This window comes from Synechococcus sp. PCC 7502 (assembly GCF_000317085.1).
Classification (GTDB): Bacteria; Cyanobacteriota; Cyanobacteriia; order Pseudanabaenales; family Pseudanabaenaceae; genus PCC-7502.
In genome coordinates, this window is sequence record NC_019702.1 from 1,317,370 (window position 1) to 1,333,635 (window position 16,266).

At 41.0% G+C, this 16,266-nt stretch carries 15 protein-coding genes; 8 read left to right on the plus strand and 7 right to left on the minus strand.

What is annotated here, in order from left to right; genetic code table 11:
- Positions 1 to 8 precede the first annotated feature (8 nt).
- Positions 9 to 1,058 carry a hemolysin family protein gene (locus SYN7502_RS06355; protein ID WP_015168046.1) on the minus strand — a complete coding sequence of 350 codons (1,050 nt, stop codon included), beginning with the start codon at positions 1,056 to 1,058 and terminating at the stop codon, positions 9 to 11.
- Between the two features lie 6 nt (positions 1,059 to 1,064).
- Positions 1,065 to 2,813 carry an ABC transporter ATP-binding protein gene (locus SYN7502_RS06360; RefSeq protein WP_015168047.1) on the minus strand — a complete coding sequence of 583 codons (1,749 nt, stop codon included), beginning with the start codon at positions 2,811 to 2,813 and terminating at the stop codon, positions 1,065 to 1,067.
- Positions 2,814 to 3,015: 202 nt separating this feature from the next.
- Between SYN7502_RS06360 and SYN7502_RS06365 the strand changes: the two genes are divergently transcribed.
- A complete protein-coding gene (locus SYN7502_RS06365; protein WP_015168048.1) occupies positions 3,016 to 3,975 on the plus strand; it encodes a protochlorophyllide reductase in 960 nt (319 codons plus the stop codon).
- A 17-nt stretch (positions 3,976 to 3,992) separates the two neighbouring features.
- On the opposite strand, the gene SYN7502_RS06370 is transcribed toward SYN7502_RS06365, so the two are convergent.
- From SYN7502_RS06370 to SYN7502_RS06380, 3 genes are all read right to left on the minus strand, one after another.
- On the minus strand, positions 3,993 to 5,495 hold the full coding sequence (locus tag SYN7502_RS06370; protein ID WP_015168049.1) for a glycosyltransferase: 1,503 nt from the start codon (positions 5,493 to 5,495) through the stop codon (positions 3,993 to 3,995).
- A gap of 213 nt (positions 5,496 to 5,708) precedes the next feature.
- Positions 5,709 to 6,425: a ribonuclease III family protein gene (locus tag SYN7502_RS06375; RefSeq protein ID WP_015168050.1), complete on the minus strand. Its 717-nt coding sequence runs from the start codon at positions 6,423 to 6,425 to the stop codon at positions 5,709 to 5,711.
- Positions 6,426 to 6,557: 132 nt separating this feature from the next.
- Complete coding sequence (locus SYN7502_RS06380) at positions 6,558 to 8,015, minus strand: ammonium transporter (protein WP_071880384.1); 1,458 nt, start codon at positions 8,013 to 8,015, stop codon at positions 6,558 to 6,560.
- 460 nt (positions 8,016 to 8,475) lie between these two features.
- Here SYN7502_RS06380 and SYN7502_RS06385 point away from each other — a divergent pair, with 460 nt between their 5' ends.
- From SYN7502_RS06385 to SYN7502_RS06395, 3 genes are read left to right on the plus strand one after another with little or no spacing between them, the layout of a single operon-like run.
- Positions 8,476 to 9,498: a cytochrome c oxidase subunit II gene (locus SYN7502_RS06385; RefSeq protein ID WP_015168052.1), complete on the plus strand. Its 1,023-nt coding sequence runs from the start codon at positions 8,476 to 8,478 to the stop codon at positions 9,496 to 9,498.
- 38 nt (positions 9,499 to 9,536) lie between these two features.
- The gene (gene ctaD / locus SYN7502_RS06390; RefSeq protein ID WP_015168053.1) at positions 9,537 to 11,201 is read left to right on the plus strand and encodes a cytochrome c oxidase subunit I; all 1,665 of its coding nucleotides are present in this window, start codon (positions 9,537 to 9,539) and stop codon (positions 11,199 to 11,201) included.
- Positions 11,202 to 11,257: 56 nt separating this feature from the next.
- Positions 11,258 to 11,869, plus strand: coding sequence for a cytochrome c oxidase subunit 3 (locus SYN7502_RS06395; protein ID WP_015168054.1), 612 nt, complete (start codon positions 11,258 to 11,260; stop codon positions 11,867 to 11,869).
- A gap of 3 nt (positions 11,870 to 11,872) precedes the next feature.
- Here SYN7502_RS06395 and SYN7502_RS06400 read toward each other — a convergent pair whose 3' ends face one another.
- Entirely contained in the window at positions 11,873 to 12,997 is a 1,125-nt protein-coding gene (locus SYN7502_RS06400; protein ID WP_015168055.1) for a murein hydrolase activator EnvC family protein, read from the minus strand.
- A 96-nt stretch (positions 12,998 to 13,093) separates the two neighbouring features.
- Between SYN7502_RS06400 and SYN7502_RS06405 the strand changes: the two genes are divergently transcribed.
- On the plus strand, positions 13,094 to 13,351 hold the full coding sequence (locus SYN7502_RS06405; protein WP_015168056.1) for a hypothetical protein: 258 nt from the start codon (positions 13,094 to 13,096) through the stop codon (positions 13,349 to 13,351).
- On the opposite strand, the gene SYN7502_RS06410 is transcribed toward SYN7502_RS06405, so the two are convergent.
- Positions 13,344 to 13,916: a 5-formyltetrahydrofolate cyclo-ligase gene (locus tag SYN7502_RS06410; RefSeq protein ID WP_015168057.1), complete on the minus strand. Its 573-nt coding sequence runs from the start codon at positions 13,914 to 13,916 to the stop codon at positions 13,344 to 13,346. The two genes, SYN7502_RS06405 and SYN7502_RS06410, sit on opposite strands and share 8 nt — an antisense overlap.
- A 162-nt stretch (positions 13,917 to 14,078) precedes the next feature.
- Here SYN7502_RS06410 and minD point away from each other — a divergent pair, with 162 nt between their 5' ends.
- From minD to SYN7502_RS06425, 3 genes are read left to right on the plus strand one after another with little or no spacing between them, the layout of a single operon-like run.
- Positions 14,079 to 14,882: a septum site-determining protein MinD gene (gene minD, locus SYN7502_RS06415; RefSeq protein ID WP_015168058.1), complete on the plus strand. Its 804-nt coding sequence runs from the start codon at positions 14,079 to 14,081 to the stop codon at positions 14,880 to 14,882.
- Complete coding sequence (minE, locus tag SYN7502_RS06420; protein WP_041430006.1) at positions 14,882 to 15,190, plus strand: cell division topological specificity factor MinE; 309 nt, start codon at positions 14,882 to 14,884, stop codon at positions 15,188 to 15,190. The genes minD and minE overlap by 1 nt, the downstream gene beginning before the upstream one ends.
- A 37-nt stretch (positions 15,191 to 15,227) precedes the next feature.
- Complete coding sequence (locus SYN7502_RS06425) at positions 15,228 to 16,247, plus strand: thiamine phosphate synthase (protein WP_015168060.1); 1,020 nt, start codon at positions 15,228 to 15,230, stop codon at positions 16,245 to 16,247.
- The last annotated feature ends 19 nt before the right edge of the window (positions 16,248 to 16,266 follow it).

Below are 16,266 nucleotides of genomic sequence, written 5' to 3' on the forward strand. Positions count from 1 at the left end.
TTTTCTAATCATTTTCTGATTTTGCGCACAGCATCACTTTCATCATAGATTTCCCCTACCAACTCTTCGAGCACATCTTCAAGAGCTACTAAACCCACAGTGCCACCATATTCATCGACAACGATCGCCAGATGCAATTGCTGTTTTAACATTTCCTTGAGCAAATCAGCCACCCGCTTAGTTTCAGGGATATAAACCGGTGCCACCATTGCTTCCGTAACCGAGACATTGCCGTGGGTTTTTAAGTGTTGCAAAGCCATTTTTAGGGTAATAATCCCCACAATTTGATCCTTGGAGTCTTCTTGCACAGGAATTCGAGAAAATCCAGTATTCAGACATAAACTAATTACATCCTCTAGGCTGGCATTATGGGCGATCGTCTGCATATCTAGGCGAGATTTAACCACACTTCTAACACTGAGGCGATCAAGAGCTAGGGCTTTATTTAAAATTTGTCCCTTATCTGAATCCAACTGTCCTTTACGGCTTAAAACTTCGATCAGTAGCTGTAAGTCCTGCATGGATTCGCCCCGATTTTGACTATTTACCCGCAGCACTTTGATTGCCCACTGGGAAATGCTATCAAAAAACACTAAAGCGGGAGTCATAAGGATTGAAAGCCCATATATAGGCTTAACCACTAGCTTAAAAATCGGGAAGGCATTATTAACGGCAATCAATTTTGGCGTAATTTCACCAAACACTAAAACTAGAATTGTCATTACCACAGTGGCAATGCCTAAGCCAGATTCTCCTAACCAAGCTAAAAATACATTTGTGGTTAAAACCGTGGCACCAATATTGACGATGTTATTGGAAATCAGCAAAGTTGTAATAAATCGGCTGCGATTCTCGATCACCATCATGAAAATGCCGCCTTTGTCACCCCGTTCTTGAATAAGCGATCGCAACTTGAAGTTATCTAAAGAAGTTATCGCAGTTTCTGAGGCTGAACACAATGCCGATGCGCCCAGTAAAATAATCAACCAAAATACGTCCCTAAATACGGTTGGTTCTGGGAAGGACAGTTGGGCAAAGGTGACGACAGATGAAATCACAATCGGTTAACGTAAAACTTCTTGCAGTTTATGCTGATTCCATAGTTTATTGTATAAATCTGAAGATTGCAGTAATTCCTGATGGGTTCCCGTAGCTGCTACTTTACCTTTATCCATCAAAATAACGCGATCGCAATTAGCCGCCGCCGCTAGTTGATGGGAAATAAAGATCACAGTTTTATGCTTCGGTAAATTTTCTAAAATTGTAGTTGCAGTTTGATTGTCCACACTGGAAAGGGCATCATCCAAGAGCAAAATCGGTGAATCTACTAATAAAGCTCTAGCCAAAGCCGTCCGTTGGCGTTGCCCTCCTGAAAGGGTGATCCCCCTTTCACCGACTAGGGTTTCATACTTCTGTGGAAAATTCAGAATTTCATTTTCAATCCCTGCTTGGCTGGCAAAATATTCCACCTCTGACATGGGGGCATCAGGTTTGCCGTAGCGAATATTATTGGACATGGTAGCACTAAAGAGAAAACTATCCTGCGGCACATAGTTGATAATTGCTCGCAGATCATCAAGTTTAATTGCCGTAATATCAATGCCATCAATGAATAACTGCCCCGATTCAATATCCAAAAGTCTAGGCAGAGCATTAGCTAAGGTTGACTTGCCCGATCCTACAGCCCCAATAATTGCCACGGTTTCGCCTGCAGCAATCTCAAAATTAATGTGATCCAAAGCGGGACTAGAAGCTTCAGGATAGGTAAAAGTAAGATTTTTGGCAGTCACCCTACCTTTAACTTGATCTATGGGTAGATTCATAGCAGTGGGTAAATCAGTAATTGTGGGCGGAGTTTGCAAAATCGTTTCAATTCTGGCAATACTAACCCGTCCCCTTTGGTAAGTAGTGATTGTAAACCCTAATAATGCCGTGGGGAAAATTAACCGTTCCACATAAATAAACAGGGCAATTAGGCTACCAATCTTAAAATTTCCGTTGGGATTCGTAGCGATCGCCTCGCCACCAAACCATAACAGAATCAACAAGCTTATACTTGCAATTCCACCTAAAACTGGAAATAAGAGGTTTCGAGTCAATGCCATCTGTAAATTTGCATCTAGGAGCCTCTGATTCACCTTATTAAAAGCCTGCCGTTCATTTTCTTCCTGGGCATAGGTTTTAATTAATGCCATGCCATTCAGGTCTTCTTGTAATAGCGAACTGGCATTAGATAATTCTTCTTGAATTTTCAACTGTTGATCCCGCAGCTGCCCGCCAAACATCTGCACTAAAATCAACATTAAGGAATAGGGGGCGATCGCCAATAAACTCAATTGTGGATTCAATGCCAGCATTGCTGGTAAGGTCATAGCGTAGGCAAATACGGTATTAATCAAACTCAAAACCGCAAATCCCAATAACCTCCGAATATTCTCCACATCGCTGGTGGCAATACTAATCAAATTTCCCGCCGAATTATGGGAAAAATAACTGGGAGGCAGCTTGAGTAAATGCTCAAATATTTTTTGGCGTAAATCAAACTCCACCGATCGCCCAATTCCAAATAGCCACATGCGGGAAGCCATGCGAATTACCCACATAATCGAAGCCAGTACCGAGATAATGACGACAAAGTGCATCACCTGATCGGTGGTAAATACTACTGAAAGCTGGTCAATGGCAGTACGAATTAACCAAGGGATGTAAGTACCTAAAGCATTAACCAAAAATAAAGCCACAGTACCTAGAATCAGGTCACGATAGTGTGGACGAAGATAGGAATTGATTTGATGTAGTTGCGATCGCGCCATAAACCTAATTTTAGCTTTGATTGGCTGCTTTCAGTGAAGGGGAGCTTGATCACTCTAAAATCCAACGCTCCAGAGCTGATGGAAACAAGTAAAAAAGTGCTACAAGAAATTAAGACTAAGATATAGCGACTCAATCATGTGAGATTCTAAATTTAATATAAAAATTTTAAGTCTTATATCCTGCAATCTAAAAAATATAAAAATGGAAAGAAAATCAACAGTTATTATCACAGGAGCCTCTTCAGGAGTTGGTTTGCAAGGAGCGCGATCGCTTGCCCAAAAAGGATGGCATGTAATTATGGCTTGCCGAAATCTTCCTAAAACTGAACAGGCTGCTCAAGCCCTAGGCATGACCAAAGATACTTATACAATCCTCCCCCTAGACTTAGCTAACCTTCAAAGCGTGCGGGACTTTGTCGCAAAATTTCGCCTAACTGGTAAACGCCTAGATGCTTTAGTCTGTAATGCTGCGGTTTATCTACCTTTACTTAAGGAGCCTCAATACAGTGTTGATGGTTATGAAATTAGCGTTGCCACCAATCATTTGGGACATTTTCTGCTAGCCAACCTATTACTAGAAGATTTACAAAGGTCTGGTAATCCCGAACCAAGATTAGTAATTTTGGGGACTGTGACTGCCAATCCTAAGGAATTAGGCGGTAAAATCCCGATTCCTGCCCCGCCTGACTTGGGTAATCTCAAGGGACTAGAAGATGGCTTCAAAGCTCCGATCGCTATGATTGACGGCAAAAAATTTAATTCTGGTAAGGCATATAAAGATAGCAAACTCTGCAATGTTCTAACCATGCTTGAACTTCATCGCCGCTACCATGCTTCTACGGGGATTACCTTTAGCTCTTTCTATCCCGGTTGTGTGGCAACTACAGCCTTATTCCGTAATCACTATCCCCTATTTCAAAAAATATTTCCCCTATTTCAAAAAAATATCACCGGTGGTTATGTCTCTGAGGAGTTGGCAGGTGATCGCCTAGCTGAAGTTGTAAGTGAACCGCAGTACAGTAAATCTGGCAGCTATTGGAGTTGGGGAAACCGTCAAAAAGCAGGTCGAAAATCCTTTGAACAAGAGCTTTCTAACGAAGCATTAAACGAAGCTAAGGCAAAGAAACTCTGGGAACTTAGTGCCAAGTTAGTGGGTTTATAGGTTTCCTTAAAAATTCGTTAATATATCGAAGCCGAGACCCTAGGGGCTTTAACTAAATGCAGTTGCTGGCAATACTGCCACAGAGTTAATCCCCCTACATAGCCATAGCCAAGGGCATAGATTGTTAAAAAGGGAACCATACTATACCACCCAATGTTTACGGCAATATATATAGCCACACAACTATAGGCTGCTAGTCCTAGCTCTAATATGGCTCCTAGATCAAAGGGAAGTCTGTATGCCTTACTTACCCAGCGATCGCCACCACCAGTAATATTAAACTTGGGCGTGCGGCGAAAGTTTACCCCTTTATTAAATAAACCCGCAACCACCGCCTTCGAGTTGCTATAGGACATGCCACTGCAAAGTATTAACAATAAAAAAACTGATAGTAATTTATGTTTCCAAGCTTTCGGGTATAAATCTTTTTGGGCAGTGAGATAAATATAGGGGGCAATAAAACTAGCAATGATTACACAAATTTGCCAAAGATTAATGGAAATATTCTTAAATGCCTGAATATTTTCTGTGTGCATGGAAGATGACACCATGAGGGGAATAGATAATAAAACACTCATAAGCATAAAAGGATGCGCCCCATACCCCGTGAGATGTACCGTTGCTTGCCACTTTACGCCCAGACTATATTTACTTTGCCAAATCCTAGTTAACAGCTTTTTAGCGCATTGAATGCCCCCTTTTGCCCAGCGAAATTGTTGGAGCTTATATGCCACCATTGTTACTGGCAATTCAGCAAATGCCACAATGTTATTGTCATAGATCACCTGCCACCCTAATAATTGCGCTCGGTAACTCAAATCCATATCTTCAGCCAAGGTATCTGATGTCCAGCCGCCACTGTCAAGAATTGCTTGTTTTCGCCATATTCCGGCGGTGCCATTAAAATTCAGGAAATAATGATTACGCCATCGAGCCTGTTGATCAATGACAAAATGCCCATCTAAAGCTACTGCCTGTAAATCAGTGAGTCTTGAATAGTTAGGATTTATATGTCCCCATCGGGTTTGCACTACAGCAGTACGTTCGGTGTGGGGTTGAAGATAATGGGCGATCGCTTGTTTGAGCCAATGGGGATCGGGAATAAAGTCGGCATCGAAAATCGCAATATAATCTCCCTGAACCTTAGACATCGCTGCCTGTAATGCTCCTGCTTTGAATCCTGTGCGATCGCTACGATGAATATATTCAATCCATATTCCTAGCTGTTGGTGCTTATATACCGATGCTTGTAATATTTCTTGGGTATCATCAGTGGAGTCATCCAAAACCTGAATATACAAACGATCGTGAGGATAGTCTAATTTACAAATTGCCTCCACTAATCTTTGTGCCACATAGCGTTCATTAAAAATAGGCAACTGAATTGTGACTATGGGCAGGTCAGAATCTGTAATTATTTTAGGAGAGTCAATACAGGCAATTTTGGTTTGATGTACCAGAGCTAGCCAACCAGCATTAATTCCATAGGTAAGCAACAAGGTAGCTGCTATGCTGTTCAAAGACGACAAGATTGCAATCAGTATCAGAATAATTTTAGACTCCCTACCACTTCAAACCCAACTGCTCTCTTAATAATGCTTGGTAATGATTAGTTATAAAAACTAGCCTAATAATTATTAAGAGTAAATAGCTACAAAAATAACTCGAAGGCTATTGTATCGCTAGATTAGAAATATAAGAGAAATATAACTAGGTTTCTCGGCGTTAAATACTTAAGATTTGTTTTTTGCGGATGAGTTTAGGCTTTTGGTTAAAGCAGGCAGAGCTATAGCAGCTGCTTCCTGTTGAGCCGCTTTAATACTACTGCCCTTACCCACACCCCAACAGAAATTATTTACCCAGACCTCCACCATAAATATTTGAGGTTCAGAAGAGTCAATTGCTTTGTACTCAGGCAAAATATGCCAATTAGCTTGGGTTAACTCCTGTAAGGCTGCCTTGGAATTACCAAAAGCAGGTTGGGCTAGCACTGTGATCGAGATACGCTGTAAGTGCGGATATAGCCACTGATTAATTAACCTAAAATCATTTGTACTCAAATAAAGAGCAGCTAAGACAGCTTCAAAACTATTAGCCAGCCTAGATAAAGAGGTTTTGGGATCACGTTTTGCTGATTCCCCCATGACTAGAAATCGATCAAATCCATAGCCATCAGCGATCGCCGCCAATACCTTATCACTAACCAAATGCGACCTCAATGCCGCTAAATCTCCTACAGAGCGATCGCCATACTGCTCGCGCAGAAAAGTTACCACTACCATCCTCAGCACACTATCCCCAAAAAATTCTAAATAGTCGTTGTTATGAACTGTAGAAAAGGATGGATGAATTAAAGCTTGATCCAATAAATTCCAGTTAATACTTTCTTCTGGTATCTGGATACGATTTAGTAACTGTCTCAATTCCCTCTGGCGACTGGGGGCAATCATGTTGTTAAACTCATAAAATTATAAAAACCACTCTCTATTATAGAAAGTGGCTTACAGAGTAGATTATAACAATGTCAAACCAAAGCAAGATTTGAGAATATTAGTAGCTCATCTTCAGGAATAGTTTAAAATTTAACCTTCGCTAACGTATGGAGTTAATCCTGAAGAAAATTCTTCTCCATAGCCTTCTTCTCCATGCTCAGCAATATCAATACCTTGTTCCTCTGCACTTGGACTAACTCGTAAACTCATAAACAGGGAAAGAACCTTCAAAATCACAAATGTGCCTACTCCAGCGATTACATAGGTGATTCCAATTGCGATTAATTCTGTTATTAGCTCACTGAAATGTCCTTCAAGTACTCCTACAGGTAGAACTTTACCGCTAGCATCTTTTCCAAGAATTGGATTAACTGCACTAGAGGCAAAAACGGCAGTCAAGATGGAACCTACAGTTCCTCCAACACCATGTACTCCAAAAGTATCAAGAGAATCATCAAACTGTAATTTAGATTTTAGACTAAGGGCGAAAAAGCACGCAGTTGTGGTAATTGCTCCAATTAAAATAGCACTAACGGGACTAACAAATCCAGCAGCAGGGGTAATACCCACTAGACCAGCAACTGCTCCTGTTGCAACACCTACTGCTGTAGGTTTACCTCTCAATACCCACTCTAGAATTACCCACATTAATGCTGCTGCTGATGCTGAAGTTGTAGTAGTTACATAGGCAATGGTTGCTAAACTTCCAGATGCTAAGGCACTACCGCCATTAAAACCAAACCAACCGAACCATAGCAAGCCAGCACCTAAAAGTATAAATGGAACATTATGGGGAGCAGCAGGACGAGATGGATAAGTTACCCTTGGACCAATTACCCAAGCCGCAACCAGTGCCGATACCCCAGAACTAATATGAACGACAGTTCCACCCGCAAAGTCTAAGGAATTAAGACCGCCATATAGACCTAGGAAACCACCCTTAGCCCAAACCATGTGAGCAAAAATTGGGTAGAGAATAGCTGACCAAAGAAAAATAAACCAAAAATACGCTTTGAAGCTAATCCGTTCTACGATCGCACCTGAAATTAGAGCAGGAGTTATAATGGCGAACGTTGCTTGGAAGATCATGAAATTTTGGTGAGGAATTGTTGCAGCATAGGAAACAACCGCTTCAGGAAGACTACCTTTAAGATAATCAGTAGTTTCTAAGCCTACCCCATTCAAAAACGCCCACTGCAAGCCCCCAATAAATGGAGTACCAGGAGCAAAAGCTAAACTATACCCCCACAAAATCCAAGTCACGCCCACAATGCCCATTAGGATGAAACTCATCATCATGGTATTGAGAACGTTTCTAGACCGAACAAACCCACCATAGAAAAATGCTAGGGCTGGTGTCATTAGTAATACCAACGCCGTAGAAATCAACATGAATGCAGTATCACCAGCAACTTGAGCATTAGCGGCAGCATCTAAGGCTGGCTTCATGGGGTCTTCGGCTGCCCATGCCATACTGTTGCTACTAAAAAATGCACTAAGGGCAAATAGCGTGGCTATACTAACTTTTGGGAAAACTTTTTTTAACACTTCTCTTAACACCTCTAAAGATAATCTCAATTTGGAATGCTTTATTGAATAGCCTAAATATCTAGGAGTTGTGAAATTAAGATGCGATGTGGTATGCGCATCACACTTTATTACAATAAAACTTAGGTTTAGCTAAAGTTACAGACTACATTTCAACAATTTCAATCGATTCATTCTGTATAAGAAGACACTTTATTATGGGTTATAAGGCAAGTTAGTAATTTTTACTGCATTCTGCTGCTAAATATCAATTTTTGTAATAGTTTCAGAATTTGAATATATCAAAACAAGTCAAATTAACGCACTCTATTAGCTTTTTACTATTTCCTAAAATCTGAAGTTATTCTATTTGTAAATATTTAAGACGATTTGAATAGTTTAAATAGTGAAGAAATACCTAAAACATCAGATTATTGATTAGACTTCATATATCTTTAACTGAGAAAGATAAGCAGATATTATGAACAAACCAAGAATTATCTCAATTGTGGTTGGATTAGGCTTAATTATTATTGCCAGTCTTTGGTATGGTCAACATAATGGACTTCTACCCGAAGCCGCAGCAACTGAAGCCCTCCTCTATGACGATCTTTTTAATAGCCTATTAACGATCGCTGTTGCTATCTTCCTAGTAGTCCAAACAATTTTAATCTACTCCATTTTTAAGTTCCGCCGTCGCCAAGGAGATAATACCGATGGGATTCCGATCCATGACAACTTCTTGCTAGAAATAATTTGGACAGCAGTACCCACGGTTTTGGTAATTTGGGTAGGAATTTATAGTTTTGATGTTTACAATGTCATGCAGGATGGTCGCCCTATGTCTATGGGCATGGGAATGCCAGCAATGACTCATAATCATTTAGATCATTTAGGAATGGAGGCTGCTCAGGCTGAGCCTTTGACAACTGGTTCAACTGCTATTGCCCTTGATACGGATTCATCGGATAACCCTTCTAAGCCAGAGCCATTAAATATTGATGTGCAAGGTATGCAGTTTGCTTGGATTTTTAGCTATCCCGATACAGAAATTCAAACCTCCGAACTCCATGTTCCTCTCGGGCAAGAAGTAAAGCTAAATCTTTCTGCTGCTGATGTTATTCATGCCTTTTGGGTACCCCAATTTCGTCTCAAACAAGATACTATTCCTGGTATGGCGACCTCAATTCAATTTACCCCTAATAAACTCGGTACCTATCCTATTGTTTGCGCTGAATTATGTGGCTCCTACCACGGCGGTATGAGGGCAGAAATAGTTGTGGAAACTCCTGAAGAATACCAAGCATGGCTCCAACAAGAGCAAGAGGAGTTGGCAAGTTCTAATTCTAAAAATGCGATCGCTTCCAATGTATTTAGAAACAATTTATTTAATCAAGAAGAAAATCCACCTCAGCATAAACAACTCCTCACTGCTCAAACTCAGAAAATGGGGATTACGCCTGAAACCTTAAAAAGTTTGCACCATCTATCTCCCCAAACCTAGTCCTGCTAACTGTATTTTTGTAATATTTATACTTACCTATGACTCAAGTAATTACTCAAGCTCCTAGTACTGAAGCCTTTGAGCCAAATAAGCACTCACCTAAATCCCAATGGCGGGAATATTTTAGTTTTAGCACTGACCATAAGGTAATTGGGATTCAGTACCTAGTCACAACTTTTTTCTTTTATCTCATCGGTGGAGCTTTAGCCTCGGTAATTAGGGCTGAACTTGCTACCCCTGACTCCGATTTGGTACCACCCGAACTCTACAATGGCTTATTTACAATTCACGGTACAGTCATGATCTTTTTATGGATTGTACCTGCGGTCACAGGTGGTTTTGGTAATTACCTGATCCCCTTAATGATTGGTGCCAGAGATATGGCATTCCCCAAGCTTAATGCTTTGGCATTTTGGATGATTCCACCTGCTGGGGTGCTACTGATTAGCAGCTTTTTCTATGGACCATCTTCCACGGGATGGACAGCCTATCCACCTTTGAGTATTCTCACCGATCAACATTTCGGACAAGCAGTATGGATTGCCAGCATTATTATTCTGGGAACATCTTCAATTTTGGGAGCGGTTAATTTTGTGGTTACCATTCTATCTATGCGGATGCCCGGTATGGGAATGTTTGATATGCCTTTACTCTGTTGGGCTATTCTCTCAGCCTCTGGTTTAGTCCTAATTGCTACTCCAGTTTTAGCAGGGGCAATGATTTTGCTAGGCTTTGATCTATTGGCGGGAACAGCATTTTTTAATCCTACGGGTGGCGGAAATCCTGTGGTTTATCAGCATTTATTCTGGTTCTATTCCCATCCTGCGGTTTATGTGATGATTCTGCCCATTTTTGGCGTGATTTCGGAAATTTTACCCGTACATTCCCGTAAGCCAATTTTTGGATATAAGGCGATCGCCTACTCCAGTATGATTATCTGCATTTTAGGGCTAGTTGTATGGGCGCACCACATGTTTACCAGTGGAACTCCGAATTGGCTCCGCATGTTCTTTATGATTGCCACACTGCTAGTAGCTGTACCTACAGGTATTAAGGTATTTAGTTGGATTGCAACTTTGTGGGGTGGAAAATTGCGCTTAGAAAGTCCTCTCCTATTTGCGATCGGATTTATCTCGATGTTCGTAGTTGGCGGTCTAAGTGGCGTAATGCTTGGTTCTGTACCTGTGGATATTCACCTCCATGATACTTATTTTATCGTGGCTCACTTTCACTATGTGTTGTTTGGGGGCAGTGTGTTTGGCATTTATGCAGGTATTTACCATTGGTTTCCGAAGATGACAGGAAAGATGCTAAACGAGTTTTGGGGCAAAGTCCATTTCTTTTTGACCTTTGTTGGATTCAATCTTTGCTTTCTACCTATGCACCTACTGGGTTTACAGGGAATGCCTAGAAGGGTAGCGCAGTACGATCCCCAGTTTGCTTCAATTAATGTAATTTGTACGATTGGGGCGTTTTTATTAGCAATTTCCACCTTCCCATTTTTATTCAATGTCATTTTTAGCTGGATCAAAGGCGAAAAAGCTACGGATAATCCTTGGAATGGTTTGACTTTAGAATGGACAACTAGCTCTCCCCCGATTGTGGAAAATTGGCATGGTGATCCAGTGTTAAAAACAGGACCCTACGATTACGGTTTGGAATACGCCCATGAAGCTGACCTTTTGGCAGAGCCTACTCATTAGTACTCCACTAGTAGATCAAGGAAGATTCAAGGAAATATATTAGGAAATAATATTTTATGCAAAGTGCAATTACTGACTCAACTGAAAATCTGGCGATCGCTGAAACTTCCCACGGGCACCATGAACATCCTGACCTGCGCGTATTTGGACTAATTGTGTTTCTATGTTCAGAAGGAATGCTATTTCTAGGACTGTTTGCCGCCTATTTAACCTTTAGGGCAGTATCAACGGAATGGCCCCCTGCTGGTACACCAGAGCTAGAGATTCTGCTACCCGGTATTAACACAATCATTTTGCTATCTAGTAGTTTGGTAATTCATCAAGCCGATCATGCCATTAAAAAAGATGATATTAAGGCAGTGCGGTGGTGGTTTCTTCTAACTTTTATTATGGGAGCAACTTTTCTGGCGGGACAAGTTTATGAGTATCAGCACCTAGAATTTGGCTTGACTAGTAATTTGTTTGCTAGCACTTTTTATGTGCTTACGGGCTTCCACGGGTTCCATGTATTTGTGGGGCTAACTTTAATTGCAATTATGGGGATCAAGTCTTTTCAAAAGGGTGCTTTTTTAGGTGGTAAGCACTATGGTATTGAGGCTGCTTCAATTTATTGGCATTTTGTCGATATTATCTGGGTAGTTCTGTTTTTAATGCTTTATATTCTCTAGGCTTTATAAAAACTGTGCTGGATCGACTGGTTCCCCATTTACTCGAACTTCAAAGTGGAGATGGGGACCAGTGGAAAAACCTGTGGAGCCAACTCGGGCGATCGGTTGTCCCTTTTGGATCGCTTGACCTTCGGTTACATATACTTCACTGGTGTGACCATAGAGGGTGCTAATACCGTTACCATGCTCAATAATTACCGCATTACCATAGCCACCGTACCAGCCCGCAAACACAACGTTACCGCTATCGGCGGCATAGATTACCGTACCGTAATCCGCCCCAAAGTCCATACCAGAATGAAATTTTTGATAGCCTAAAATTGGGTGCATACGGTAGCCAAAGGGACTAGTAATCGGTGCAATTACTGGATACATCATCTGTCCAGTGCCGGGGATTATGCTATCGGGAGTGAAGGTTTTAGCCAGAATGATATTTCTAATTTGGATGGAGTCTTGAACTAATCTCGATTCGGCGGCTTCGAGGGCTTGGCGATCGCTTTTTAATCTGGTGACTACTTGTGCCTGAGCAGTGGCTTGTGCCTCAAAGTTTTGCTTTTGCTGTGCTAGTTCTTGATTAAGCAGAATAATTTGATTTTGGGTGTTGATGATGGTTTGAGCTTGGTCATTGACTAGATCGTTACTATGCTTAAGGGTAGCTAAAAGTGTGCGATCGCTTTTATAAATTACGCTTAACTGACGGCGGCGATCTAAAAATTGGGATAAGTCTTTACTGCTTAGTAATAAAGCCCACCACTGGGCAGTTTGTTGTTTTTGGAGATACTGTAGTCTTGATGTTGTAGCTGTGCGTTGCAGTTCTAAAGCTTGGGTGGATTTTTCCAGTTGTGCTTGTAAATTTTTGAGGCTAGTGGAACTGTCACTTAGTTTTTGTTGATTTTTTTGGATTTCGGCATCGGTAGCTTGTACGTTTTTACGAAGTAGGTCTAATCTAATTTCGGCGGGCTTAGCAATCGCATTGATTTGTGCCTGTTGTTTTTGAATTAACTCCCGTTGTTCAATTACCTGTTGCTGATAGTTTTGCAAATCTTGAATCGATTGGGCTAGAGCTGTTGCTGGAAATTGGGCTAATACAAGGATTAGTAGGCTTAATAACCAAGATATTTTGATCATGCTGCAATTGAATTTGGCACCCCAGCCTAATATAGGTTAAAAAAAGGCTAGACTGACTGTAAAGATATTACAAGTTTTGGCATCTGCATCACTAATATGGAAGTCCCCTACATATATTACATCCCAATTTATCCAGATGATGACTGCTCAGAGACGCTGATGCATTTATTTAGCGGTGAACCGGGTTTAGATATTAAAATTTTGGCTCTCTTAAAAGAACTAGACCATCGGGAACGTAAGGGAGAAGGGGTAAATTATATTCAAGAGTTTGAAGATAAAATTGGCTTAAAACGAGTCTTAGTTCATCAATTACACCGCGATCGCAATCGCTTTTTTACAGCGCAGCCTAAGTAATCCTGTCAATCCCTTTTTCGGTGCATACTGCCTGTATTGGTAAGTCCCATGCTTGGTTTGGCAAGGTTTCAAGGTAAAAGTCTGCAAATACCACGCCAATGGTAAAGCTCGTTTGAATAACTAAAAATCGATCATAGAATCCACCACCGTAACCTAAACGATAGCCTTTCCGATCAATGGCGATCGCTGGCACTAAGATTAAATCCACATGATCTAGGTTAATTCTTGGTAAATCTGGTTTAGGTTCGAGGATGTCAAACTTTCCAACTTCAGTAGATTCAGGAAAGCGATCGGGTCGAATTTGGTACCAATCTAAGTTCTTATTTTGATTAAGACACTTGGGAAATCCCCAAACTTTCCGTGGAAATTGTTGCCAGAGATGAGATAAATCTGGTTCTTGCCGAAAACTGATAAACCCTAAAATCACCTCAGCATTTTGAACTAGCTCTGATGCGGCTAGATGGTTGCAAATTTTTTGACTTTGTTGTTGCCAAGCTAATTTAGAAAGCGATCGCCGTTTTGATAATAATTCTCGCCGTAATTCAATTTTGGGATTTATTTGCAATTTTTAATTTAATTAATCTTGATTAATCTGGATATATTACTCATACAGAAAAGGGTTACATGAACTCAGGGGTTAAGTCAATCTGGACTAATCTGGCGGCGTAATCCTGAGTATAAACAGCTATAGTCAGCTATACTTTAGAATAAATTTTTATAGTATCTAATGAGTCGTACCATTGTTGTTACCTCTGGCAAGGGAGGGGTTGGCAAAACTACATCTACCGCAAATCTAGGTATGGCACTAGCTCGCCTAGGTCGAAAAGTTGTTCTAGTTGATGCCGATTTTGGTTTGCGAAATTTGGATTTACTATTGGGACTAGAAAATCGTGTGGTTTACACAGCTTTAGAGGTAATTGCCCGAGAATGCAAACTAGATCAAGCATTAGTCAAGGATAAACGTCAGCCCAATTTATCCCTATTAGCAGCACCCCAAACTCGCAATAAAACAGCGATTACGGCTGGTCACATGAAGGCTTTAGTCGAGGTTTTAAGCAGACACTTTGATTATGTCTTGGTAGATTGTCCGGCAGGAATTGAAACGGGATTTCAAAATGCGATCGCTGGGGCAAAGGAAGCAATAATTGTTACCACTCCAGAAATTTCGGCAGTGCGGGATGCGGATCGGGTAATTGGCTTACTAGAAGCAAATCGGATTAAAGATATTAAGCTGATCCTCAATCGTTTACGTCCAACTATGGTCAAAAATAATGACATGATGAGCGTGGAAGACGTGCTGGAAATTCTATCTGTGAAGCTAATTGGCGTTATTCCTGAAGATGAGCAGGTAATTGTTTCTACCAACAAAGGGGAGCCACTGGTTTTAGCAGAAAAGTTGTCTTTAGCAGGTGAGGCATACGATAATACCGCCCAAAGATTAGATGGCAAAGAAGTGGATTTTCTCGACTTTTCACCCACCAACAATTCAATTTTTGCCCGATTAGGCAGATGGCTTAGAGGTAACCCATGATTATTACCGAAATTCTGGAACGTTTATTTGCTGGACAAAAATCCAATAGTCGAGGACAGGTTAAACAACGGCTGAAATTTATTCTGGCTCACGATCGGGCAGCTTTAACGCCAAAGATGCTAGAAGATATGCGTAAGGAGATTTTGGCTGTGGTGTCTAAGTACGTGGAGCTAGATGAAGATGGCTTGGATGTGACACTAGAATCTGACAATCGCATGACCGCCCTAATTGCCAATTTGCCCATTCGTAAAGTTAGAAATCCCATAACCGAAGAAACCAGTGCAGAAATTGAGGCTATTATCGAGTAAACCTACCATCTAAAAATCCTCTTGTTAAAAGTGCTTTGTGAAAACTGTCTATAGAATTTTGGATGCTAATCTTGATCGGGCGCGGGAAGGACTGCGTGTGATTGAAGAATGGTGTCGCTTTGGTTTAGAAAACGCTAATCTGACTGCTCAATGTAAACAACTACGGCAGGAATTAGGCTCTTGGCATCAAGATGAATTTAAGCTAGCTAGAAATACGATTACGGATGTTGGTACAGCAATTAGTCATCCTTTGGAAATCCAGAGAGAGGATGTTCATGGGGTTTTAGGGGCAAATTTGGCAAGGGTGCAAGAGGCGTTAAGAGTTTTAGAGGAATATAGCAAGATTGACCAACCTGCTATGAGTGCGGCTATCAAGCAAATACGGTACCAAGTTTATATAATTGAAAGTGCCTTAATCGGTAAAAGACAAAAAAACCTACAAAAATTAAATGAGTCCCTGCTGTATTTAGTGACCATGCCCAGCCCTAATCTATTGGAAACGGTGGAAAGTTGTCTCAAGGCTGGGTTATCTCTAGTTCAGTATCGAGATAAGGATATTAATGATTCCGAACGGATGGCGATCGCTACTCAATTATGTGAACTTTGCCATAGTTATAATGCGCTGTTTTTGGTGAATGATCGGGTGGATATAGCCTTGGCAGTGGGTGCCGATGGAGTTCATTTAGGGCAGACTGATTTTCCCATTGCGATCGCTCGAAAATTACTAGGATCAGATGCCATTATCGGACAATCTACAACTAGTCCCCAAGAATTAGAAATTGCTTTGAATAACGATGTGGACTATGTAGGTGTAGGTCCAGTATTTGCCACGCCAACTAAACCGGGTAAAGCTGCGGCAGGTTTTGAATATGTCAGCTATGCTGCTCAAAAGTTAACTATTCCTTGGTATGCGATTGGGGGAATTGATGCCGATAATTTAGCTGACGTGATTAAGGCTGGTGCCAAAAGAGTGGCAGTGGTGCGATCGCTAATTCAAGCCTCAAGCCCAAATCTGACGACTCAAAATCTTCTTAATCAACTGCGATCGGCTACTTAGTTATTTTTAAAAGTGTTAA